Annotated in this window: 19 protein-coding genes; 4 read left to right on the top strand and 15 right to left on the bottom strand. The window is 45.5% G+C overall.

The genetic code is table 11. The annotated features are described in order from the left end of the window. Window positions 1-12: 12 nt before the first annotated feature. Genes C2755_RS04025 through C2755_RS04010 form a run of 4 tightly spaced genes read left to right on the top strand, consistent with a single transcriptional unit; the run spans window position 13 to window position 4,561 of the window. The gene (locus tag C2755_RS04025) at window positions 13-660 is read left to right on the top strand and encodes a response regulator transcription factor (RefSeq protein WP_072582210.1); all 648 of its coding nucleotides are present in this window, start codon (window positions 13-15) and stop codon (window positions 658-660) included. 14 nt (window positions 661-674) lie between these two features. After that, the gene (gene folD, locus C2755_RS04020) at window positions 675-1,529 is read left to right on the top strand and encodes a bifunctional methylenetetrahydrofolate dehydrogenase/methenyltetrahydrofolate cyclohydrolase FolD (RefSeq protein WP_215321875.1); all 855 of its coding nucleotides are present in this window, start codon (window positions 675-677) and stop codon (window positions 1,527-1,529) included. Between the two features lie 52 nt (window positions 1,530-1,581). Continuing rightward, window positions 1,582-3,720, top strand: coding sequence for a M3 family metallopeptidase (locus tag C2755_RS04015; RefSeq protein ID WP_215321874.1), 2,139 nt, complete (start codon window positions 1,582-1,584; stop codon window positions 3,718-3,720). Between the two features lie 49 nt (window positions 3,721-3,769). After that, entirely contained in the window at window positions 3,770-4,561 is a 792-nt protein-coding gene (locus tag C2755_RS04010) for a hypothetical protein (protein ID WP_215321873.1), read from the top strand. A gap of 109 nt (window positions 4,562-4,670) precedes the next feature. Here C2755_RS04010 and C2755_RS04005 read toward each other — a convergent pair whose 3' ends face one another. The 15 genes from C2755_RS04005 to C2755_RS03935 all read right to left on the bottom strand — a co-directional run bounded on the left by C2755_RS04005 (window position 4,671) and on the right by C2755_RS03935 (window position 24,119). After that, window positions 4,671-5,579, bottom strand: coding sequence for an alpha/beta fold hydrolase (locus C2755_RS04005; RefSeq protein ID WP_215321872.1), 909 nt, complete (start codon window positions 5,577-5,579; stop codon window positions 4,671-4,673). A gap of 118 nt (window positions 5,580-5,697) precedes the next feature. Next, on the bottom strand, window positions 5,698-6,798 hold the full coding sequence (locus C2755_RS04000) for a patatin-like phospholipase family protein (RefSeq protein WP_215321871.1): 1,101 nt from the start codon (window positions 6,796-6,798) through the stop codon (window positions 5,698-5,700). A gap of 66 nt (window positions 6,799-6,864) precedes the next feature. Next, window positions 6,865-8,175, bottom strand: coding sequence for a lipase family protein (locus tag C2755_RS03995; RefSeq protein ID WP_215321870.1), 1,311 nt, complete (start codon window positions 8,173-8,175; stop codon window positions 6,865-6,867). Between the two features lie 143 nt (window positions 8,176-8,318). Then, window positions 8,319-11,456, bottom strand: coding sequence for an efflux RND transporter permease subunit (locus C2755_RS03990; protein ID WP_215321869.1), 3,138 nt, complete (start codon window positions 11,454-11,456; stop codon window positions 8,319-8,321). A gap of 2 nt (window positions 11,457-11,458) precedes the next feature. Next, window positions 11,459-12,661: an efflux RND transporter periplasmic adaptor subunit gene (locus C2755_RS03985; RefSeq protein ID WP_215321868.1), complete on the bottom strand. Its 1,203-nt coding sequence runs from the start codon at window positions 12,659-12,661 to the stop codon at window positions 11,459-11,461. A 47-nt stretch (window positions 12,662-12,708) separates the two neighbouring features. Next, entirely contained in the window at window positions 12,709-14,388 is a 1,680-nt protein-coding gene (locus C2755_RS03980) for an efflux transporter outer membrane subunit (protein WP_215321867.1), read from the bottom strand. 117 nt (window positions 14,389-14,505) lie between these two features. Then, entirely contained in the window at window positions 14,506-15,354 is an 849-nt protein-coding gene (gene xth, locus C2755_RS03975; protein WP_215321866.1) for an exodeoxyribonuclease III, read from the bottom strand. Continuing rightward, complete coding sequence (ntrC, locus tag C2755_RS03970; protein WP_215321865.1) at window positions 15,347-16,798, bottom strand: nitrogen regulation protein NR(I); 1,452 nt, start codon at window positions 16,796-16,798, stop codon at window positions 15,347-15,349. The genes xth and ntrC overlap by 8 nt, the downstream gene beginning before the upstream one ends. Continuing rightward, window positions 16,795-17,916: a nitrogen regulation protein NR(II) gene (gene glnL, locus C2755_RS03965; protein ID WP_371816846.1), complete on the bottom strand. Its 1,122-nt coding sequence runs from the start codon at window positions 17,914-17,916 to the stop codon at window positions 16,795-16,797. The genes ntrC and glnL overlap by 4 nt, the downstream gene beginning before the upstream one ends. 26 nt (window positions 17,917-17,942) lie before the next feature. Continuing rightward, on the bottom strand, window positions 17,943-19,358 hold the full coding sequence (gene glnA, locus C2755_RS03960) for a type I glutamate--ammonia ligase (RefSeq protein WP_215321863.1): 1,416 nt from the start codon (window positions 19,356-19,358) through the stop codon (window positions 17,943-17,945). 205 nt (window positions 19,359-19,563) lie between these two features. Continuing rightward, window positions 19,564-20,418 (bottom strand): molybdopterin-binding protein, encoded by an 855-nt coding sequence (locus C2755_RS03955; RefSeq protein WP_215321862.1) that lies wholly within the window; start codon window positions 20,416-20,418, stop codon window positions 19,564-19,566. Beyond that, on the bottom strand, window positions 20,411-21,280 hold the full coding sequence (locus tag C2755_RS03950) for an EI24 domain-containing protein (RefSeq protein WP_215321861.1): 870 nt from the start codon (window positions 21,278-21,280) through the stop codon (window positions 20,411-20,413). Before C2755_RS03950 ends, C2755_RS03955 begins: the two co-directional genes overlap by 8 nt. A gap of 29 nt (window positions 21,281-21,309) precedes the next feature. Then, window positions 21,310-22,281, bottom strand: a complete 972-nt coding sequence (locus tag C2755_RS03945) for a sterol desaturase family protein (RefSeq protein WP_215321860.1) — start codon at window positions 22,279-22,281, stop codon at window positions 21,310-21,312. A 3-nt stretch (window positions 22,282-22,284) separates the two neighbouring features. After that, entirely contained in the window at window positions 22,285-23,091 is an 807-nt protein-coding gene (locus C2755_RS03940; protein ID WP_251368538.1) for a polysaccharide deacetylase family protein, read from the bottom strand. Beyond that, window positions 23,082-24,119: a cytochrome D1 domain-containing protein gene (locus C2755_RS03935; protein ID WP_215321859.1), complete on the bottom strand. Its 1,038-nt coding sequence runs from the start codon at window positions 24,117-24,119 to the stop codon at window positions 23,082-23,084. The genes C2755_RS03940 and C2755_RS03935 overlap by 10 nt, the downstream gene beginning before the upstream one ends. Window positions 24,120-24,172: the final 53 nt, after the last annotated feature.

Raw genomic sequence — 24,172 nt, 5'->3', positions numbered from 1 at the left:
GCGAGAACTGATATGAACTTAAGCGCTACTGCAAAACCAAACCAAGCTGAAGTTGTCTATGTAGTTGATGATGACGAAGCAGTAAGAGATTCGCTTACCTGGCTCTTAGAAAGCAATGGTTATGTTGTGCGATGCCATGCCAGCGCCGAACGTTTCTTACAGTCCTTGCAAAGTACCGATAAGTCCACTATCTCTTGCGCCATTTTGGATGTGCGCATGCCCGGTATGTCAGGCCTTGAATTGCAAGAACGCTTAACAAGCGAAAACCTACCAATGCCAGTTGCTTTCATTACTGGTCATGGCGATGTATCGATGGCTGTCTCCACGATGAAACGTGGCGCAGTAGACTTTATTGAAAAGCCTTTTAAAGAAAATGATCTTTGTGGTTTAGTGGATCGTATGCTTGCTAAAGCGCGCATCGATTATTCACAAGCCAGCCAACGCAAGATTACCCAGAGCTTACTCAGCAAATTAACTGGTCGTGAGCGCCAAGTGCTAGAGCGCATCGTTGCAGGCCGTTTGAATAAACAAATTGCTGATGACCTCGGCATTTCTATTAAGACTGTTGAGGCGCACCGTGCCAACATCATGGAAAAGCTCAACGTCAATACGGTAGCAGACCTGCTCCGCTTGGCTTTATCCGACCCTCAGCCTAACTGATGCCAGGGTTTTGTATGCCAGCCCAATTATTAGACGGAAACGCCCTTTCTAAAAAACTACGTACGGAAATTGCTGCACGTGGTGCAATCGTCACCGCCAAAGGTACCAGACCCGGTTTAGCAGTCATCGTAGTTGGTGACAACCCTGCCAGCGCGGTATATGTTCGCAATAAGGTAAAGGCCTGTGAAGATGTTGGCTTTCATTCTGTTTTAGAGCGCTATTCTGTAGGGCTTGGCGAAGAAGAATTACTCGCTCGTATTGCCACACTGAATTCAGATCCGGCGATTCATGGCATCTTGGTGCAATTACCATTACCAGAACATATCGCCTCTGAGAGAGTTTTAGAAGCGATTGCTCCAGAAAAAGATGTGGATGGCTTTCACGTAGCAAATGCTGGCGCCTTGATGGTTGGTCAACCAGAATTCAAACCTTGCACACCTTATGGTTGCATGAAGATTCTCGAAAGCATTGATTACCCTATTCGCGGTGCTCGGGCCGTGATTGTTGGTGCCTCCAATATTGTGGGTAAGCCAATGGCGATGCTGCTATTGCAAGCCGGTGCAACGGTCACTATTTGCAATAGCAAGACTCGTGACTTGGCACACCACACCAAGGATGCTGACATTCTGGTGGTTGCTACCGGTAAACCCAGAATGGTTACTGGCGATATGGTAAAGAACGGCGCCGTTGTCATTGACGTGGGCATTAATCGCCTGCCTGACGGCAAGCTCTGTGGAGACGTGGATTTTGATACAGCTAAATACATCGCCGGCTGGATTACCCCGGTTCCAGGTGGTGTTGGCCCGATGACCATCACTATGCTTCTCATGAATACCTTGGAAGCCGCTGAAAAAGCCACTAAGCACTAAGGAATTACTGGGACTTTTGGCAAACTTGCTCCCAGTCCATTAAGCTAGAGGGATGACTACATCCACATCCAACTCCCTGAGCAGCACCCTCCCCGCAGAATTGCAAAACAATCCACTGACTACTTTTGGGCGCGGCATTGCTGCCTACTCAGAAGTCAAGCCTGAGCATATTGCGCCAGCAATTGAATATTTACTCAAGCAAGCGCAAGACGCTGTGGATGCGGCAGTCAATCAAAGCACTCCATCTACTTGGGATTCCCTCGCCGAACCTTTAGAAGATGCTACTGAATTTTTTGGTAGGTCTTGGGGCGTGATATCTCATCTCAATAGCGTTGCCGATACCCCAGAATTGCGCGCTGCCTATGGCGAGATGCTACCTAAGGTTACTGCTTTCTTCTCAAGCCTTGGTCAAAATTTAGAGCTCTACAAAAAGTTTAAAGAGCTCAGCAAAGCGCCTGACTTTTCAAAATTAAGTGCAGCTCAAAAGAAAGTCATTGAAAACTCCTTACGAGATTTTCGTCTGGGTGGAGCAGAACTTAATGATGCAGATAAGCCCCGCTTTTCACAAATTCAGGATGAGCAGGCAACCTTAGGTAAAGCATTTTCAGACCATGTTTTAGATGCTACTGATGGTTTTGTTCATCTAATCACTGATAAAGCTGATTTGGTAGGTTTGCCTGAGGACGCTATTATAGCTGCTGCAGATACTGCCCAGCAGAAGAGTCTCCAGGGCTGGGCCTTTACTCTGCACTTCCCCTCTTACTACCCAGTCATGCAGTACTCAGAGAATCGTGCGCTGCGTCGCTTGATGTATGAAGCTTATGTCACCCGCGCTTCTGAACTGGCACCCCAATATGCCAAAGGTAAATTGGATTGGGACAATACTCAGAACATGCTCGATCAGTTAAGACTGCGCGATGAGGAAGCTCATATGCTCGGCTTCAAAAACTATGCCGCACTAAGTTTGGCTCCAAAGATGGCAAGCAGTGTTGATGAAGTCGACTCCTTCCTGACTAACTTCGCTCTGAAAGCAAAACCATTTGCATTAAAAGATTGGCAAGAGCTATCTGAGTTTGCCAAGACCGAGCTATCCATTGCTGATGGCTTAGAGCCATGGGATGTTGCTTTTGCATCCGAAAGATTGAAGCAAGAACGCTATTCCTTTTCGGAGAATGAGCTCAAGCAATACTTTCCCCTGCCTAAAGTGTTGGATGGCCTCTTCCAAGTCATTCAGACTCTGTTTGGCGTCAAGATTGAAGCGGCAGATCTGCCAACTTGGCATGCCGATGTGCAATCCTTTTCCGTGAAAAATGCCAAGGGTACTATCGTGGCCTACTTCTACCTAGATCCCTATGCTCGTCCTGGTAAGCGTGGTGGGGCCTGGATGGATGATGCCCGTGGCCGTAGAGTTCTACCTAATGGGGAAATTCAAGTACCCGTTGCTTATTTAGTTTGCAACTTTGCGCCGCCAGTCAAGGTCGATGGTGTGTTGCGTCAACCTACCATTACTCATGATGATGTCATCACCCTCTTCCATGAGAGTGGCCATGGTTTGCACCACCTTCTAACTCAAGTTAGCGCTTTAGGGGTTTCAGGAATCAATGGTGTTGAATGGGATGCGGTAGAGTTACCAAGTCAGTTCATGGAAAACTTCTGCTGGGAGTGGGAAGTGCTAGAAAAGATGACTGCGCACGCTGAAACTGGTAAGCCTCTTCCACGTGAATTATTTAACAAGATCCTCGCTGCCAAGAATTTTCAGAACGGTTATATGACGCTGCGTCAGATCGTCATGTCTCTCACCGACTGGCGCTTACATGCGAGCTTTGATGCGAAGAATGCTCAAGGTCACGCAGTATTAGACCTTTCCAGAGCGATTGCTGATCAATTCAACGTTATTCCACAACCAGCCATCTCTCGTTGGATCAATACCTTTAGTCACATCTTTGCTGGTGGTTATGCAGCCGGCTATTACAGCTATAAGTGGGCGGAAGTATTATCTGCTGATGTCTACTCAGCTTTTGAGGAAGCAGCAAAACTCACAGGTAGTGTCCTGGACGAGAAAACAGGTGCTCGTTATCGTGAAGAGATTTTAGAGGTTGGTGGCAGTCGCCCTGCGGCTGAATCTTTTAAAGCCTTTAGAGGGAGAGAGCCAAGTATCGATGCCCTGCTAAGACATGGTGGACTCGCTTAACAATGAGATTTGCGATTTCAATTCTAAATAACTAATTTATACGCATTCAATGAGCCTCTTCACTACTGAATTACTAATTTTAATTGTTGCAACAACGCTCATAACAGCTGGCGTAGCTTATGCAATTTACTGGGCATTGAATGATTCGCCCATATCGCAATGGCTCCATGATTCAGATGCAGTAGTGCCCTCTTTTCTTTCCATTACCTCCTTTATTTTCGGTCTGGCGATCTCCACTCTAGCCGGCTACTCATTTGAGCATCATCAATCAGCCATCTCAAATGTCATCACCGAATCCAATGCAGTTGAGACCATAGTAAGTACGGCGACAGTCCTTCCTGCGAAGGATCAGGTAAAAATAATTTCAGGAATGAAAAACTATCTGACCGCAGTCATCGAAAAAGAATGGCCCGCCATGGAAAACAGAGATGCCAGTAAACGTGGAATTTCAACGCCAGAATTTTTAGCTTTAAATAAAATTATCAGCGACATTGCCTATCAGCCCAATCAACGTAGCGGCATCGAAAGCCAGCTCCTGATGGCCATTGGTACTATTCGCCATGACCGGGAAGTTAGACAGTCACTGGCATACGATAATGATAGCCTTAAAAAATGGCCATCGATTCCAGTCTTCTCATTCTTGCTGCTGTTATCAGTGGGCATAGTCCATCTGGGAAGCATTAAAGCAATGAAAGTATCTTTATCCATAGCCTCATTATGTATTGTGACGGCAGTAATATTTTTATTTATCGCCGTATCGCCATATCGCGGCTGGAATCCAGTGGAACCCATTAAACTCCAAGAATCGTTGCAGATGCTAGGCAACCTGAAGACGAATTAAGCAATCCACCTCTAGGCCCTACTTTTATAGCGGCAACATCAAATAGATTTGAAGGGCAAATAAAAAGCCACTCAATAAGTGGCTTTTAACTTCAGCAATGCAGACCTAACTAGTCTTTTTGGAGAAATACATTCACAGTTTCAGAAAGCTTCTTATAGCTTTGAAATAAGAATGCATGGCCACCCTCATAAAAAGCCAACCAGGCAAAAGGAATTTGATTGGCAATCACAACTGAGTTTTTTGGATTGTCGATGATGTCCTCACGACCGTCAGCCACTAGAACGGGAACTTTAATCTTCTTTAAATCCTGGTAATTCTGATTATCAGCATTCCAGAGAGTGGTACGAGCACGAACCTGGCGTTCCTTAGCTTCTTTAGAAATTACGAAATCATCAGGGATGGTTCCCGCAGCTTTTGCCGCCATAAATCTCCCGTATACAACCTTAGCGGCCGCTTTACCTTCAGGCGTAATTGGGAACAACAACTCGAAATTCTCCATAGGAGAAAGACTCGGATTATTCAACTCCTCCCCAACCTTCTTATCAATAGCAATCTGATATTTTCCGCCGGGATTTGGGGCGCACAGAATGACTTTATTGACTAGCTCTGGGTGTTTGATAACAAGCTGCTGACCAATTCGTGCACCCATTGACCACGAGAATACGTTTACCTTTTTAAAACCCAGGGCCTTCACCAAGCCTGCGGCATCATCTGCCATTTGCGGAATGGTTGTGTAGTTTTCTTTAGTGTCGGTAGAAAGTCCAGCGCCGCGGTTATCAAAAATGATCAGCTGGTTATTCTTTGACAACTCACCGAGCAGGGCTGGATCCCAAGCGCTCATGGTGGCGGCATAGCCCATGATGAGGATCATGGGATCACCCTTGCCTTTTAGGTAGTAGGCTAACTTCACATCTCCTACTTGGGCATACTTAACTTCAGGTTTTTCTTGGGCTTGCACTGGATTGCTTGGGCTTAGAAAAATGAAAAGTGCAGTAATCGTTAAATAAATGCATCGCATTAAAGTATTTATTAATAGGGTTGGAGTGTTATTAAGAGGCGTCATAAGGCTCTAGTTTGGATTAGTTTTAAAAGGATCATGCTAGCAGCTCAATACTGCTCAAGGATTGCTTTGGGTTCTAAGCTGACATCCAAAAACGCTTCATTTCAGGGAGATCTTGCATTCCTCGATCATATCCATACTGAATGGCTGGCTCCATGATTGCCGGATCTACAACGCTCATTGTTCTTCTGCCAGGGAGCATCCCAACCACAACCAACTTGGTCTTTGTGCCGGCAGCTTCCAAGTCTTTTACTTCTTGCAAAATGGTATTAGGCAGATGATTCAAACGCAGCCCTTCTTTTTCTTGCTCAATAGTATCTGCCAGCGCAATTACTAGAGCTCGCTTAGATCCCGCAACAATGTCGCAATGTGTTTCGGTAGAGCCAATACTGCCATCCATACAAACACGATCCTTAACCCAGGTTGGGCCGGTGACACCTGGCGCAGAAGCACTAGCCGCACAAGCATCGATGACCGATACACCCGAATCTGGAGCAATCACTAAACGTTCAGCCGTATAGCAATCAATCGTAGTGATGTACATCTTCTGGGGAATGGCTTTAATACCCCCCAAGAAAACTTTAATGTTATTTTGAAACTTTTCAGATGGAATGGATTTTGCAGCCATTGCAGCATGGCCAATCGCCTGAATAGTATCGGGATTACCATCCTTGGCATTAAGCCCCATCCTCATTACACGCTCTTGGCTAGGCAAGAACTTTTTTGTTGGAACTAGCTTAGCCATGACCTTTGGATAGTCGGCCAATAAATTAAATTCTGCTGAAAATAGGTCTAGGCGGCTACCTAATAAAGCGCTTCCCAAAACTGCACCAGCAGATGTGCCAACCACAATGTCTGCTAAACGAAGATCAATACCATTGGTGAGCATTGCATGAAAGTAGCCAACTAAAAATGAGCTCATATATTCAGAGCCTCCTCCCAATACGATCGCCCTATCTTTGCCCTTACCCGGAGGATTTTTATATGGAATAGGATGCGCTAGACCATCATCCCAGCTTGAGGTTGTTTTTTGAATTTCTTTAGCATCCAAAGCTCTTACTTCTGCAATAGTCTTTTTAGATAGACCTGGCGATTGAGCAAAAGCCTGAGTGCTAGCAGCGACTACCGCACCAATTGCAGATGATTTAAGGAAATTACGGCGAGTGGGTTGGGTCATACATATCCTCCTAAACAATAACCACCCGAAGGTGGTTATTAATGTCTTGGCTTTTTGAAATTGAGATCACTGCTTCTGACTTGGTTGCGGGCAACCATTTGCCAGCGGCTTACCTGCAATGCGATCCTTTACCCAAGCTAGATACATAGGAGCTGATACGCCAGGAGTTGTAAAGTGCGTTTGCTCACCTGGCAGCTGATTTCTTCCCACATTCGCTCCCATAGCGCACATCTGCTTCTGATAAAGCTCGTGCATGACTGGTGGAACTGCAGTATCTTTGGTGCCCCAATAAATAACTACTGGCGCTACTGGTTTCACAGGTTTTACGCTGCCATTAATAAATGCATTGATCCAAGCTAAGGAGTTGCTAGGCTGGGGCTTAATCAATGATTTGTATTGATCGCCGTAAGCATAGGTAAATGAATCGGCCATCACGTGAACACATTTATTGCCGGCTAACTGGTTAAGGACCTTTACACCTTCATCAGTCAACACATCGGTTAGCTTTAGATTCGGATTAGCTGCTTGAGCTCCCCAAAGGCCCATGACGTAATGAGCAAATAGAAATACATTTGGGACATTTGCCTGGGTAAATTCATTCATGAGTTTATTAGCGCCTGCCTCATCCGCTGGTAACTTTGGTAATACCGCCGCTACGTCGTCTGGTGCCAATGCTACAAATCCAAGATATTGGAGATTATCTGCCGCAGTGCCCTGTTGAGCTTGGTACTCTGGCAGACTTGCAGCTGCAATCGTCGCCCCGCCACCTTGAGACCAGCCATAAATAATGGTCCTCTTACCGGCGCCGACCTCTTTCATGGAGCTAGCTGCTCTTGCAGAATTAATAGCATCTCTACCATTAGTTTGAGCTACTGCGTATTGATGCTTACCGCCACCGCCTTGACCTTGATAGTCGGTAGCAACGATGACATAGCCTTCTTTAATAAACTCTTCCACATTCGGAATGCCGTAATCAGTCCAAGAATTGCCATCCATTAAGAAGTATTCATTTAAAGGAGTGGCTGGGTTAGTAATTTGAGAAGGGCCACAGTTTTGGGCTGAACCTGTTGTGCCATGAACCCAGGCCATGATCGGCCTACCCTCTTTAGGCGCCTGTCCAATAGGCGCTACGATTAAACCAGTTGAAATGGTCTTACGCTCAGCAACATCTGAAGAAATGTAAGCAATCTTCCATGCTTGCGCACCTTTAACGGATGTTTTTATCTTTTCTTTTTTGATAATCTGCCCCAACTTACCCTCTGGAGCCATTTTCATGACAGCAGCATAAAAAGGTGGCATTGGAGGATCAGCAAAGGTAACTGAAGACATCACACCAAGAGAGGCGCCAATGATCAGAATAGGTAGTAATTTTTTCATCGGGGTTCGCAAGTAATCAAGGCGTAAGCCCTGTCGGTTAAAAATAGAACAATTCCAGTAAATATACCAAACTACATTTAATTACATCCCATGGAATTGCTGGGGAAATCTCGAACTGACAAGCGAGATATCCCCACTAATGCTTACTTTGGCGCAGCCTTTTCAGCCTTCTTATTTTTACGACTCTCAAAGAAGGTTTCGATTTCAACGTAGAAGACTGGCACTAATGCCACTGCAAGGCAGGTAGAGGCAATCATGCCGCTAAATACGGTAATGCCTAAGGAGATACGTGCTGCTGCACCCGCACCGGTAGATAGAAGCAAGGGCATGACACCCAAAATAAAGGCAATCGATGTCATCACAATTGGCCTAAAACGTTCTCTTGAAGCCTCTAAAGCAGCATCAACAAAACTCATGCCCTTATGTCTGCACTCAATAGCCACCTCAACAATCAAAATAGAGTTTTTACATGAGAGCGCAATCATTAACACCAGGCCAATCTGCACATAAATGTTATTTGATAGGCCCGTAAGCAATAAGGCTAATACCGTACCCGATAAAGAAAGTGGCACTGCAGTCAAAACAGCTAGCGGCGCTATCCAAGTTTCATATTGAGCAGCGAGTACTAAGTACACCAACAAGATGGATAGCGCAAAAATCAAGATCACGGTATTTCCAACTAGATCCTCTTGATAAGACATACCCGCCCACTGGTACGCGACACCGTCTGGCAAGGTCTTGGCGGCTACCTGCGCCAGTACCTTCATCGCCTGTCCAGAGCTATAGCCATCATTGGCAGCACCCAGAACAGCAGCAGAAGGATAAAGCTGGAACTGTGAAGCAAACGCAGGTCCAGTAGTGTCTTTGACATCAATGAAGGATCCGAGCGGGACCATATTGCCGCTCTTATTCTTGACATAGAGTCTATTCACTTGCTCTATAGCGTTGCGGTACTTACCATCAGCCTGAACATACACTTGGTAGGTTTGGCCGTATTTGAAGAATTGATTGACGTAAGAGGATCCAAGATAGGATTGCAATACATCATAAGCATCCCCAATATCGACACCAAAAGTTTCAGCCCTACCTACATTGAAGGTGAGTTGGAGTTGCGGAACATTATTCTGGAATGGCGTAAAGATCATCATGATCTCTGGATGCTTTTGCGCCTCAGCAATAAAGGTCTTAGCGGCAGCATCTAACTTAGCAAAATTATTACTGCCATCTGTCAGCATCAGTCTCATCTCAAAACCACCCGATAGACCCAAACCCGGGATGGCTGGCGGCAAGAGCACGAAAGACTTAAGCTCTTGAACTTGCTTCAGGCCTTGATTCATATTGTTATAGATATCACGCAGGCCCTCACCTTTGCCCCGCTCTTCCCATTTCTTCATGATGACGTATAAGCCGCCCGCATTGGATTGGGAGCTACTGTTGTTCAGTAAGTTAATGCCGCCGATCACCACAACCGTGTCAACACCAGGAACCTTCTTGATGACATCAACTGCTTTTTTCATGCCACTCTCGGTACGCTGCAAAGAGGCCGCATCAGGCAAGGTAGTTGAAACCACCAAATAGCCTTGGTCTTCGTTTGGAATAAAGCCAGATGGCACAAACATCAAGCCAATGAGAGAGGCGGCAATAATCGCAATCCCCACCATCGATGCTTTAGCTCGATTCCTCATCAAGCCTTCAATCTTGTGTCCATACCAAGTGGCCAAGCGATTGAAATACAAATCAAATTTTTGATAGAGCTTATTTTTAACCTTATTAGGGTCAATCGGCTTGAGATACTGAGCTGACTGGGTTGGCTTCAGAGTAATCGCATTAATACCGCTAATCAAAGCAGTTGCTGCAATCACCAAAGCAAACTGTCGATACATTTGCCCGGTAATACCAGCAATAAACGAAGCCGGAATAAACACGGCCATCAAGACTAAGGTAATACCAATAATCGGACCCATCAAAGCAGTCATGGCATCAATTGCACCCTGCTTAGGATCCTCGCCCTCTTCTACCTTCTTAGAAACTGCTTCAACCACCACAATCGCATCATCTACAACAATACCGATACATAAAACGATCGCGAACAAGGTCAGCAAGTTGATAGAGAAACCAAGTGCGGCCATACAAGCAAACGCACCAATAATTGTCACGGGCACTGTTGTTGCAGGTACCAGTGTGGCACGCCAGTTCTGCAAGAAAATCATGATCACGAGAAGAACTAAGATGCCCGCCTCGTAAAGCGTTTTATAAACCTCATGAATAGAGGCCTTAACAAACATGGTGGTATCAAAAGGAATGGCCCAATTAACTTCTTTTGGAAGTGTCTTGGCAATACTCTTCATCTCATCCTGAACTGCTTGTGCAGTAGCAATCGCATTGGCACCCGGCATTTGGTAAATGGCTATGCCACCTGCAGGCTTGTCATCAATCTTGAAGAATTGACTGTAGTTCTGACTACCCATTTCTATTCTAGCGATATCACGCAAGTACGTGATTTCAGCCTTGTTACCAGCCTTGACAACAATTCTGCCGAACTGCTCAGGGGTTGTCATGGCGCTGGTAACATTAAGCGTTAACTGAAAATCTTGACCCATCGGTGTGGGCGGGGCGCCAATTTGACCTGCTGTCAGCAAGACGTTTTGCTTATTAATAACGGCAATGACATCGTTTGGCGTCAGATTGCGCATCTTGAGTTGGGCAGGATCAAGCCAAACTCGCATACTGTAATTACCCACACCAAATACATTGGCAGCCGCTACTCCTGGTAATCGCGCTAAACGTTGCTGCAACTTGAGGTTTGCCAAGTTACTTAAAAATAAGCCGTCATGGTCAGGATTGGATGAAGTCAGGGTTACGAACTGCAGAATGGCAGTCGATTGTGTTTTGGTTGTGACGCCCTGCTTTTGAACTGCCTGCGGCAAGGAAGGAAGCGCAATAGCCACTCGGTTTTGCACATTGACCTGAGCTAAATCAGGGTTCGTGCCCACCTTAAAAGTTACGGTGAGGGTATAGTTTCCGTCATTGGTGGATGCAGACTCCATGTAGAGCATGCCATCAACACCATTCACCTGAGTTTCAATATTGCTCGCTACTAATTGCTGTACAAGTGTGGCGCTTGCACCTGGATATCGTGCTGTCACCTGAATCGTGGGTGGAACAATATTAGGGTACTGAGCAATCGGCAAGCTATTAATGGACACTGCTCCAATCAATAGCATGACTAAAGCAATTACATTGGCCAGTACCGGCCGTTCGATAAAAAATTTAGAGAGCATGATTATCGAGCTGGCATTGCATCAAGCGTGACCTGTGTTGGGTTAGCAATTTGATTAATACTCAGATTAATAAAACCATTAATGACCACTTTACTATCTGGGGTCAAGCCTTTGCTGATCTCGACATACTTTTCAAAGCGCTGACCCAGGCTAATATCTTGACGTTGTGCTCGCATAGCATTATCCAAAATAAAAACATAATCACCCACTTGATCCGTCATTACAGCAGTCTTAGGCAACAGCAAAGCCTGCCTTGGTGAGCCATACTGAGCCATAACTCGTGCATATAAACCAGGGATTAACTCGTAACTCTCATTTTTGAAGATTGCCCGCAATTGCAAGGACCCAGTCTCTGTAGAAATCAAATTAGCGGCGTAATCCAAAACACCTTCAAAAGGATATCCAACCTCCCCTTGAAGACCGGCATAAATGGGCAGAGTATTTACTTCAGACTTACGCTCTGCGTTTGTATCTTGACCCTTTTGAAACTTTAAGTAATCCCTCTCATTAATAGAGAAGTACACATAAATGGGTGAGATCTGCTGAATAGTAGAGAGTTGCACACCCTTTGTAGTGGAATCTAAATAGGTACCGACATCCAATAAGTGTCTTCCCATGAGTCCATCAAAAGGTGCCCTGATTTCGGTATACCCCAAATTAATCTTTGCGAGGGTTAAATTAGCCTCCGATTGCTGGTATTGCGATAAGGCCTTATCAACGGCTGCCTGAGAGGTTGCACTCTCTTTGAGCAAAGATTTCTGACGGCCATACTCAAGCTTCGCTTCGGTATAAATTGCCTGTTTTAATTTCACCTCTTGTATATATTGGTCTTGCTCAATGACAAACAGAAGATCACCCTTCTTCACCATCGCTCCGTCAGCAAAACCAATCTTAGTAAGGTAGCCCTTAACACGTGCATCCAAGTTCACTGTGAGGTATGGGTCCACTAGGCCATCAAAGGTCGCAAAACTGTGGATCTCTTGAGACAGTGGTTGAGCGGTTGTCACTGGAATTGGGGTCTGTTTAATTTCTTTGCCACAAGATTTCAAACAAATCAACGCAATCAAAGCAACAAGAACTAATAAAGAAACCCCAATTGTGCGTGGTGAAAGTTTCTTCCTGAGAATAGGAATCTCAACCGCGCTTAGCTTTACTAGGAATGCATTCCATTTTCCTAAGAGCGATCCCCAAAGAGTCACAAGCATCCCCCACAAGGGCAGCAGAAAAAGTTTGGCTTTTATTAATAGTTCTTTCATGGCGCAGCACTTCCCTGAGTCGGCGGAGTTGTTATATTTGATGGTGTATTTAATTTATCCGGCACTGTAGTTTGTGTGGGCTTTAATGGATCAGGAGCATCTACCAAAAACTTGCCAGCCTTCACCGTCAATGGATCACCTGTCCTGGTGAGAACAGAACCCCAATCTGTTCGGTCGGTCATGTCAGCAACCATCTGGTCTGGCAACTTAGGGGGATTCATGTCCGCAGTCCAACCGCCACCAAGCGCTTTAAATGCACCCACATATCCAATGAGCTCGTTTGATGAGGTTTGGACTAGGGAGTTTTGGATATTTAATAGATTCTGCTGTGCAGTGATCACCGTGGTGTAATCATTCTGCCCCGCCTTATAACGCTCAAGGGCTAAATCTGCAGCACTTTGCGCTGCTACCACACCGCGAGTTAAATCCTCTTTTGAACTTTTGGTAGTCGAGATAGTAATGAGTGAATCTTCAACTTCTTTCTGAGCATTCAGGACTTGATTTTGGTAGGCCAAGAGGCTCTGCTGGAAAATAGCATCCTGCACGCGGACTTGATCCACAATTGCGCCTCTATAAAACAGTGGCAAGTAAAGTCCGGCATTTACTCCAGAAGAGTTGTTGCCCCAACTAAATAAATTGGCAGAAGATAAAGTTCCGTAATTTGATGTGGCATAACCAAAGATGCCGCCCAAGGTAAATGTTGGAAACAGTTGCGCCTTGCTTACACCAATCAAGGCAGACTTAGAAGCAGCGTCAAATTCGGCCTGCAGAACATCTGGGCGGCGACGCAATAAATCCCTTGGCATACCAACGCCAAGCTCAGATGGAGGCGTCAGACTTCCCTTAGTGTTTCCGTAAGTCTTTTCATAGTACTCAGGAGGCTCACCCAGCAAAATACTCATGGCATGCTGGTTTTTCTTTAAATTCGCAATCAAAGCAGGAATCTGCGCCTTAGTTTGCTCATACTGGGCTTGCGCTTGACTAAGGTCCAACATCGAGGTGGCACCGTATTTAAAGCGCGCACCTGCAATACGCAAACTTTCTTTTTGCAAGGCGAGATTGGTTTTAGCAACCATGATCAGCTCTTCATAGTTGCGAATATTGATGTAAGTATTAGCAACATCCGCAGTTAAAGACACATCTGCCGAGTAAAAGGCTGCAACCCCAGATAAATAAGACGTCAATGAACTTTGAATTCCGCGACGACTCTTGCCCCAAAAATCAATCTCCCAACTCATTTGAACTAAAGCATTTTTAGAGACTAGATTATTGGAATCATTAATTGCCTCTTGTATTGCGCTGTTTCGATTATTGGAATAGGAGGCACTTAGATTTAGGGTTGGTAACAATGCGGCATCACTTACACCCAGTTGTGCCTGCAGTTGGTATATCCGTAGAGCGGTTTGTTGCAAAGTGAGGTTTTGCGCAGTAGCTTGCTTCAGCAAGACATTGAGCGTTGGATCATTAAAGCTTTTCCACCACTCTACTGGGTCCAGAATCTTGTTTGAGTTTTCGCCCAAAGATTCGGTAAATTCAGTTTGAGCTGTTGATTTATATTGATCTACCGCCTTAACAGGGGGTCTTGCAAAATCTGGACCAACCATCATGCAACCAGCAAGCATCAAAGTGCCGGAAATAATAAGCGCATGGGTAATCGTGTTTCTAGTTAATGGCATTCAAGAGCTTAATCTTTAAACTGATGGCTTCGTCTAAGGGCGGAAATTATCGATATTAATCATAAGGATAAAGCAAGATTCAGAATGCTGGGCTAGTGTAAGCCCTAGGCTTACGGTTTAAGACTTTTGGATCTGCGCAATCACCGGAGCGTGATCTGAAGGCTGCTCCCAGGCTCTAGGTACTTTATCTACCGTGCTAGCACTGCATCTTCCCTTGAGCGCCTCACTCAGCAAGATGTGATCAATACGCATGCCGGCGTTTCTTCTGAAACCCATCATGCGGTAATCCCACCAACTAAAAGTTTTCGGAGCCTGCTCAAACATTCTGAATGAATCATGGAGGCCAAGCTTAATCAGGTCTTGAAACGCTTCTCGTTCTGGTGGTGAAACAAGGTTTTGCCCTTCCCATGCTTTAGGGTCATGAACATCTTCATCTGCCGGAGCAATATTGAAGTCGCCCAAGAGTGCTAAGCGTTCGTTCTGTTGGAGCTCTTCTGTTAACCAAGTTTGTAATGCCTTCAACCAACCTAGTTTGTATTGAAACTTATCGCTATCGGGCGATTGCCCATTAGGAAAATAGGCCGATACCAGTCTCATAGGTTTCGTACCAGCAAAGCAGACTGTCGCCGCGAGGATGCGCTGCTGCTCATCTTCGTAGTTGGGTATGTTTCTAGTGGGCTTCAGAAAGGCTGTTTCTATGTCTGAAGCGATAGGTGCGAGTGCCGCTTTACGCAAAATGATCGCAACGCCGTTATAAGTCTTTTGACCAGCAGCTAAGCTTAAGTAACCCGCAGCTTCCAACTCTTGATGGGGGTACTTATCATCCATAAGCTTAAGCTCTTGCAAGCAAAGCGCATCAATCGGTTGTTTCTTGCTTTCTTGGTCTTGTAGCCAACGAAGCACTTGTGGAAGGCGAACTTTTAGGGAGTTCACATTCCACGCGGCTATTCGAACCGAATCAGTCATCAATACCGAGCTCTTGCAACTTACGGGTAATCGTATTACGCCCAATACCTAAACGCTGAGCGGCCTCTACTCTTCTGCCGCGAGTAACCTCTAATGCCGCCTGCAATACCGCCTTTTCAAAACGTGCGGTCAAGGCATCAAAAACTTCTTTATCACCATCTTGCAACATCTTGACAGCCAGACGCCCTAAACCATTCTCCCAGTCACCTACAGCAACCTTGGCAGCAACGGGATTACTTGGCGAAGACTCGCCGTGAATAACGATGGGTTGTTCACTCGCTTCCGAAACAATATCAGCCGGGAGATCGCTTACGCCGATTACGTTTGCAGAGGTCATTACCGTTAACCAGTGACATAAGTTCTCTAATTGACGTACATTTCCCGGAAATGGCATTACGCTCATTTCTTTTAAGACTTCATCGGATAATTTTTTAGGTTCAACGCCCAAAGACTTCGCACAACTCAACATGAAATGTCTAGCTAACATTGGAATGTCTTCACTACGCTCACGCAATGAAGGCATACGCAAACGAATCACATTCAAACTATGCAACAAGTCTTCACGGAAGAAACCGGCAGCTACTCTCGCATCCAAATTTTGATGAGTTGAAGCAATGATCCGAACATTCGCTTTAATCGGGTCTTGTCCACCGATGCGATAAAAATGTCCGTCAGTCAGAACGCGGAGTAAACGGGTTTGAAGATCAAAAGGTAAATCACCAACCTCACCCAAGAATAGAGTACCGCCGTCAGCCTGCTCAAAACGGCCTCGACGCAAGGTCTGCGCGCCCGGGAAAGCACCGCGCTCGTGACCAAATAACTCAGACTCCAATAAATCCTTTGGCACAGCCGAAGTACTTAAGGAGATAAATGGACCTTTGGCGCAAGGACTGTGCTTATGCAAGGCATGAGCAACGAGCTCTTTACCAGTACCGGACTCACCAGTAATGAGTACTGTGGCATTAGATTGCGCTAAACGTCCAATGGCGCGGAAAATTTCCTGCATTGCTGGTGCTTGTCCAATAATCTCAGTAGCGTCTTGCCTCCACGCGGTTAACTCTTTCGCACCAGAGTCATTACGGATGCCCTGCTCTACCGCACGATGAATTAATTCAATCGCCTTTTCGACATCAAAAGGTTTGGTGAGATATTCAAAGGCGCCACCTTGAAATGAGGAAACAGCAGAGTCTAAATCAGAATACGCCGTCATGATAATGACCGGTAAATTCGGATGACTTGCTTTCACGTGCTGCAATAAATCCAAGCCGTTACCACGTGGCATACGGATATCAGAAATCAGCACCTGAGGAGATTCTTTTTCGAGGGCATTGAGCACATCATTTGGATTAGAAAAGCTCTTATGCGGAATATTCTCACGCGCTAGAGCTTTTTCTAAGACCCAACGAATAGATTGATCATCGTCAACGATCCAAATTGGTTTCATGATGCTTTCTCCTGCCTACGGTATGGAATTTGAATATGAAAATCGGTGCGCCCTGGACGGCTATTGCAAGCGATAGACCCCTGGTGCTGCTGTACAAAGGTTTGCGCCAGGGTAAGACCAAGTCCACTACCACCCTCTCTCCCTGAAACTAGTGGGAAGAAGATGCGCTCAATAATTTCTTCAGGAATACCTGGGCCGTTGTCAATCACATGCAGATCCATGGCTAATTTGTAGCGATGCTTTGCAATCGTGACTGAACGTGCCACACGGGTCTTCAGCTCAATTTGTGCAACACCACTGCTAATCTCTTCAGAAAGAGCTTGTGCAGCGTTATGCACAATATTTAAGGTTGCCTGAATCAATTGCTCCCGGTCGCCCAAGACATCGGGCAGACTTGTATCGTAGTTACGAATAATTCGTAAACCTTTTGGAAACTCTGCCAAGACTAGACTACGCACGCGCTCTAATGCTTCGTGCACATTGAAGGATTCCATCACATGCGCCTTGCGATGCGGCGCTAAGAGACGATCAACCAAGGTCTGTAGACGATCTGACTCTTTAATAATGACTTGCGTGTACTCGCGTAAGTCTTTGTCTGGTAACTCAAACTCTAATAGTTGCGCTGCCCCACGAATACCGCCCAATGGGTTTTTAATCTCGTGAGCCAAATTACGCATTAATTGTTTATTTGCCTCTACCTGCTGCGTCACGCGTTCGTCGCGCTCACTACGCAACTGTTGATCAATCGGAAACCACTCCATCATGATCAGGGCGGGATCCTCCAAAGCCGCAACAACTACATGCGCCGGAATAGAATCCTGATGAATGCTACCCGGCAATGAATGCAAAACCATTTCTTGACGTTGGGCCAATACATGACCCTGTTTCACCTCAGAAATCATGTCTCTTAATGCTATGTTGTCACCAAATAAGTTGTGCACAGATTGACCCTCAAGTGATTTACGCGAGAGGTCCAAGGCTGATTCGGCAGCCGGATTCACGTACACCAATTGTTGGTTCTCTGCCTCAAATACCACGATGGCATTGGGCATCTGATCAAGCAATGTCGGAAAAAAAGGAGCAGCCGTAGCTGCTCCCTTGAACGAATTGCGCAACAGACCTGCGCTCAAGTTCTCTCCTTCGCTTACAGGGAGTAGTACATATCAAATTCGATTGGATGAGTAGTCATACGGAAACGTGTGACATCTTCCATTTTCAAATTGATATATGCATCAATCATAGATTCAGTAAATACTCCACCGCGAGTCAAGAACTCGTGATCTTTCTTCAATGCGTCCAATGCCTCTTCCAAGCTTGCGCAAACGGTTGGAATCTTTGCATCTTCTTCTGGTGGCAAGTCATACAAGTTCTTGTCAGCAGCTTCGCCTGGATGAATTTTATTCTGCACGCCATCCAAACCAGCCATCAGCAATGCTGAGAAACAGAGGTATGGGTTGGCCAATGGATCTGGGAAACGTGTCTCAATGCGACGACCCTTAGGATTTGGAACGTGTGGAATACGGATTGAAGCAGAACGGTTACGTGCTGAGTAAGCCAGTTTCACTGGAGCCTCAAAGCCTGGAACCAAACGCTTGTATGAGTTTGTACCTGGATTGGTAATTGCATTCAATGCTTTAGCGTGCTTGATGATGCCGCCAATGTAGAACAATGCAAACTCTGACAAACCTGCATAACCGTTACCAGCAAACAAGTTCTCACCGTTTTTCCAAACGGATTGGTGAACGTGCATACCAGAACCGTTGTCGCCAACTACTGGCTTAGGCATGAAAGTTGCTGTCTTGCCATAAGCATGAGCAACGTTATGAATGACATACTTCTGCCAGATAGTCCAGTCAGCGCGTTGAGTCAATGTGCTGAACTTAGTACCCAATTCGTTTTGGCCTTGGCCAGCAACTTCATGGTGATGAACTTCAACTGGAATGCCCAATGATTCAAGAATCAAGCACATTTCAGAACGCATATCTTGGAATGTATCTACAGGAGCAACTGGGAAGTAACCGCCTTTTTTACCTGGACGGTGACCAGTGTTTCCACCTTCGATTTCTGCACCAGATGACCAAGGAGCCTCTTCGGAATCAATCTTCACGAAGCAACCCTGCATATCGGCACCCCAACGAACGCCGTCAAAAATAAAGAACTCAGGCTCTGGACCAAAGTAAGCAGCGTCACCTAAGCCGGTGCTCTTCAAATACGCTTCAGCGCGCTTAGCGATAGAACGTGGATCGCGATCGTAACCTTTGCCATCAGCTGGCTCGATAACGTCACATGTTAGAACCAAAGTTGGCTCTTCATAGAATGGATCGATGTAAGCAGCTGTTGGATCTGGTTTGAGCAACATATCTGAAGCTTCAATACCTTTCCAACCAGCGATAGAGGAGCCGTCAAATGCATGACCGCTCTCAAATTTATCTTCGTCAAAAGCAGAGATAGGCACTGTCGTGTGTTGTTCTTTACCCTTTGTATCCACAAAGCGGAAATCAACGAAAGTACATTCCTTCTCTTTAACCAACTTCATCACATCAGCGACGGTCTTCGTCATGCAAATCTCCTCTATTAACTAAATTCGGAATCGAAACTTAAGGCATACACCCTTGTTTATTCCAGGCACCAAACATGCCTACTGGACGTATGTAATTTACTGAAGCAAACAAACGGGAACACTCATTATTGCACTGTTTAAGTGCTGAAATACCCCTCATGCAAGCTTAAATACCCCTATTTGCACCTTTTTAGTGCAATTAAGCTTAGCTGATGTCGTGGATTTCATAACCCAGCTCTTGGGTACCCGTTCTCAAAGCAATCCAGGCACTTTCTAGAAGGTTGGCATTGCCCTTAATCCCCAGCTCAATATGACGCTGAGCATAAACACCACCCTTAGAGGCATCACCGACAGAAGGGAGGCTAAAGACCTTCACTCCCGGGAAGTTAGCCTCTATGCGCTCCATTAAGGGGGTCAAGGTAGACTCTACCCCTTTGGGAACAATGAAGCTCTGCTCTGCCCAATTTTCTTGATGGAATAGATCCTTGTAATAAGTATCTAAACACCAAGCCATCATGGGTGCGGCCATCACCGGAAAGCCCGGAACAAAGTGATGCTCCTGAATCCTAAATCCTGGAATTTGGTTGTATGGGTTTGGAATAATTTCACTACCAATGGGGAACTCCCCCATCTTGAAGCGATGCTGATTTTCTGGAGTGCTTAAGTCCGACTTGATTGGATCGCCTTCTGCCATCGACTGAATGCGACCGGCAATTAATTCATGCGCTGTTGGATGCAATTGCGTTTTTGTACCGAGAGCAAGAGCCGCGCATTGACGGGTGTGATCATCCGGTGTCGCCCCAATGCCACCAGTACTAAACACGACATCACCACTCGCAAAACTATCTTTGAATGTTGCAGTGATTTGCTCAGGATCATCAGCAACGTATTTAGCCCATGCAAGACTGAGGCCGCGCTCATTAAGCAACTCGATAAGCTTACTCATGTGCTTATCTTGACGACGACCAGACAAGATTTCATCGCCAATCACGATCAAACCAAAGCGACGTTGGGCTTTGTTAGGCACTTCTATTTCAACTTTTTTAATTGCATCAACCATGGTAAGGCAGTTCCATATCAACAACACGCGATTGCACTGTGAGCGCTTGATCTAACTCCTCTTCCCTCAATTGCTTGAGCGCATCTAATAAGAAGTAGCTAAACCATAAAGCAGCAAACACAAAAATCAGAGAATAAATCCAAAGGGCTATAAAGCTCACTATTGGAAATAAGACCAAAGCTAATGCAGAGGTAGCCCAGAAGAAAGTTGGTACTGCGGCCAACATGCCTGATGCGATACCCATACAGAGCAATGGCCAGCGATACTTTTGAAGCAGAAGATCGCGCTCTTCTATGCTAGCATGCTTTGCCAGAACGTCATACGACATCAGGCGCATCGTTAACCATCCCCATAGCAATGGAGGCAAGACGGCCACCAATGGAGGAACCCACCACACGGGCAAGGTGAGTATCACCAACGCAAGACAAATGAGGGCTGACCATAGGCTGTAGATCAAACTACCAAAGAAGCCGCCACCCTTCTTACACTCAAGATCTTGAAATTGTGATTGCCTCGAGGCAATCTTCACAATCGAGGGTACGGTTGAAAACGCAATAAAGACTAACAAGCTAATCGTAATCAAGGGAATAATTAGCATGACAAAAAATAATGGCGCAATCCACACCCTAGCATTTTCAAAACCCGCCCAAACTAAACCCTCTTGTATCCAACTAGTAAAAACGGAAGTTGTTAGAAAGATACTTAACGTCTCTAGAGCTGGAGTCCATGTGAGCCAAATGAGACAACCCCACAAAACTGAGACGATCAAAAATGGCCTGAAGCTCAGCCATAACATGCGCGGATGCATGGTTCCAACTAAAGCCATGCCAAATGATTTAAATACTTGTGGTAATCCGACCATACAACTCCTATTGCCTGCAGACTTGCAGTCTACTTAGGCTTAAATTCTTTAATAGCTCGCACCAAGCTTTGCCATTGTTGAGTGATGATATTTTCTGAAACAGTTAAATTTCTGACTCCCGTAGGATAGACCTCTTTAGTGAAGACAGCCGTTCCAAATAGCATATCCCACCACGGAAACAAAATACCAAAATTACAACCGCCCAAGACGCCAGGTTTACCGATAGCCTCATGCCCATAGCCCACGGCGTGATGCATACGGTGAAAGATTGGTGATACCAATAAGTATTTAGCAGGCCCTAAGTGAACCTTAATATTGGCGTGCTGCCAACTTTGAATAAATTGGCTCAGCGCAATCAACATAATGAATTGCCCTGGGGAGACACCAAACAATAGCGCAAAGAAAGCCATGAAGGTTGCACGCATGATGTCGTCGAGAATGTTATTGCGATTATCGGACCAGGCAGTCATCACTGTTTGACTATGGTGCAAGGCATGTAATTGCCACCACCAATTAAACGCATGTGATGCGCGATGGTATAGGTAATCTACGAAGTCCAGAAGGATGAGGTAGATCAAGAAGCTAACCACGGGAATGGATGTCACGCCAGGCCACCAGGACTCTACATTCAAGCGATCAAAACGGAAATCATGCAGGATGGAATCCATCTCAAAAAAGAATCCAGACAGGCATATAAAAATCAAGCCATGAAATATTCCCAGGCGATGAAACAGGGTGTATAGGACATCTGCCCTACTCGACTTTGAAAAACGCTCTTGCTTTTCTGCTGGGGCTAGGCGCTCCCATGTTCTTAATAAAATAATGATTAAGAAGAGCTGAACACAGCCAAATAAGAACCAATCGATTCCATCAAATACATCCTCAGCCCAAGACATTAAATCAAATTGGTACAGAGTCGGACCCACTACATTAGCAAACAGAAACTCCTGAACGCTGGCATAAGCATTCGCAATCATGGAGGTTACGATAGTGAGGTCCATGCTTTATTTTGACTGATTTGTAGAATCTTTGGGTAGCAGCCCAAAACAGAAGCCACGACCCTTTAGGTTAATAATTAACTGCTCCAATACTGCAGGTGCCCATGGATCTTTTCTAGACCAAATGCCCAAGTGAGCCATGGTGATATCGCCATCCTTTAGATCTCTACTCGCTTTATCCAACAGAAGGTGATTGGGATGCTTCTCGGAATTTAACTCATCCCCCAAGAAACCAGCAGGAGCCCAGCCAATGTGTTGATACCCACACATATCCCCTATTCGTATTAATGTTGGGGAAGTTTTACCGCCTGGAGCACGCCAGATTTTCTGTAATGGCTGGTTTATCATTTCTTGAAAGCGCTGATCAACCCGGCGAATCTGTTTACACATTGCCGCCTCGTTATATAGAATAATTTCTCCTGCCTTTGGACCAAATTGCGGCTTCTCAAAAACCTGCCCTTTAGGGCCATCCTTCACAAAGTAATCATGGTCGTATGTATGACTGCCAAAATGATTGCCTTCCTTTGCCAATTGCTGCCAAAAGGGTTTCCAAGAATCATCTAAAGCAAAGTCGCCGCGGTAAGTTTTTTCATTGGCCAAGAAAAAAGTAGCCTTTACGTTTTGCCGCTTAAGAATCTCAGCTACTTTTTCAGCTACAGACATGTTGCCAGTATCGAAGGTGAGGTAGACCTTCTTGCTACATTCTGCGACTTGAGCATTGGCGACCAATGAAAAACAGCCGAGCATAAGCACGGCTGCGATACGGATGAATGCGTTAGGACTTAGGCACTTCATGATATTAATTATTCCCATCCAGCCCTTGGAGTGAAAAATACACCATGTGGTGACTTACCAACCGGAATCACTGTTACCAACTTCATTGTTGGGATATCTATTACCCCAACTTTTTTGGAAAAGCGGAAAGTGACCCACATTGTTTTACCATCTGGGGTAATTTCCATATCGTCTGGACCAGCCGGCAGCCCAGTGATATCGCCCACCTTCTCCAAGGTTTGCATATTGATCAAGCTGATCGTAGAAGCAATCCGGTTGCTTACAAATACATGTTTTTTATCCCCTAAAGGACGGAAGTTATGGGCGCCCTTCCCTGTAGGGATACGCTTTACTTCTTTGCGATTTTTCCAATCAATTACTTGAACATAATCCTCACCTGTAATACCCACTAAGAGATATTGATCGCCAGGCGTCATCCACAAACCAGCAGGCACTTTACCCGTGGGCATTACCCACAATACATTTTGTGTTTCAAGATCAATTGCGGCAAGCTCACTGGAGTCTTGCAATGTAATAAATGCAATTTTACTATCCGATGTAAAAGCAATGTGACTGGGTGTCTTACCTAACTTTACGGTCTTGGCTAATTTAAGATTCGCACTGTCGGCAGCATAAATATCCACTCGATCTAAGCGATTGCCATTGGCTATAAACCATTTGTGATTTGGGGAGTAACCAATTTGGTATGGATCAATAATGTTCGGAATCTTGCCAGTCAACTCACCCGTGGTTGGATTCATCAATACAACATCATTACCTGCAGCATTGGCAATCAATAATGATTTTTGATCAGGGGTCATCATGAGGTGATGAGGCTCTTTACCAACCGGGATTGTTTTAACAACCTCATGCGTGTTCATATCGATCAAACTGACAGATGCAGAACCAGAATTCAGAATCACTGCCAACTTGGGTTGACTTGCAGGAGTTGCTGAGGCTACGGGGCTAGTGGTTTGCCCAAAGGCAGTTTGATTAGCAACCAGAAGTGCCAATAATGCAGAGGCTGCGATTGTGCGAAAACCTCTAATCTTGTTAAATTTGTACATCCCTCCATTGTAAGCAATTGGGGGGACTAAATAGACCTCAAAATCCAGTGGAT

This window comes from Polynucleobacter sp. MWH-S4W17 (assembly GCF_018687535.1).
Classification (GTDB): Bacteria; Pseudomonadota; Gammaproteobacteria; order Burkholderiales; family Burkholderiaceae; genus Polynucleobacter.
The sequence above is the reverse complement of the archived record's forward strand: the minus strand, read 5'-3'. Positions and strand labels throughout refer to the sequence as shown.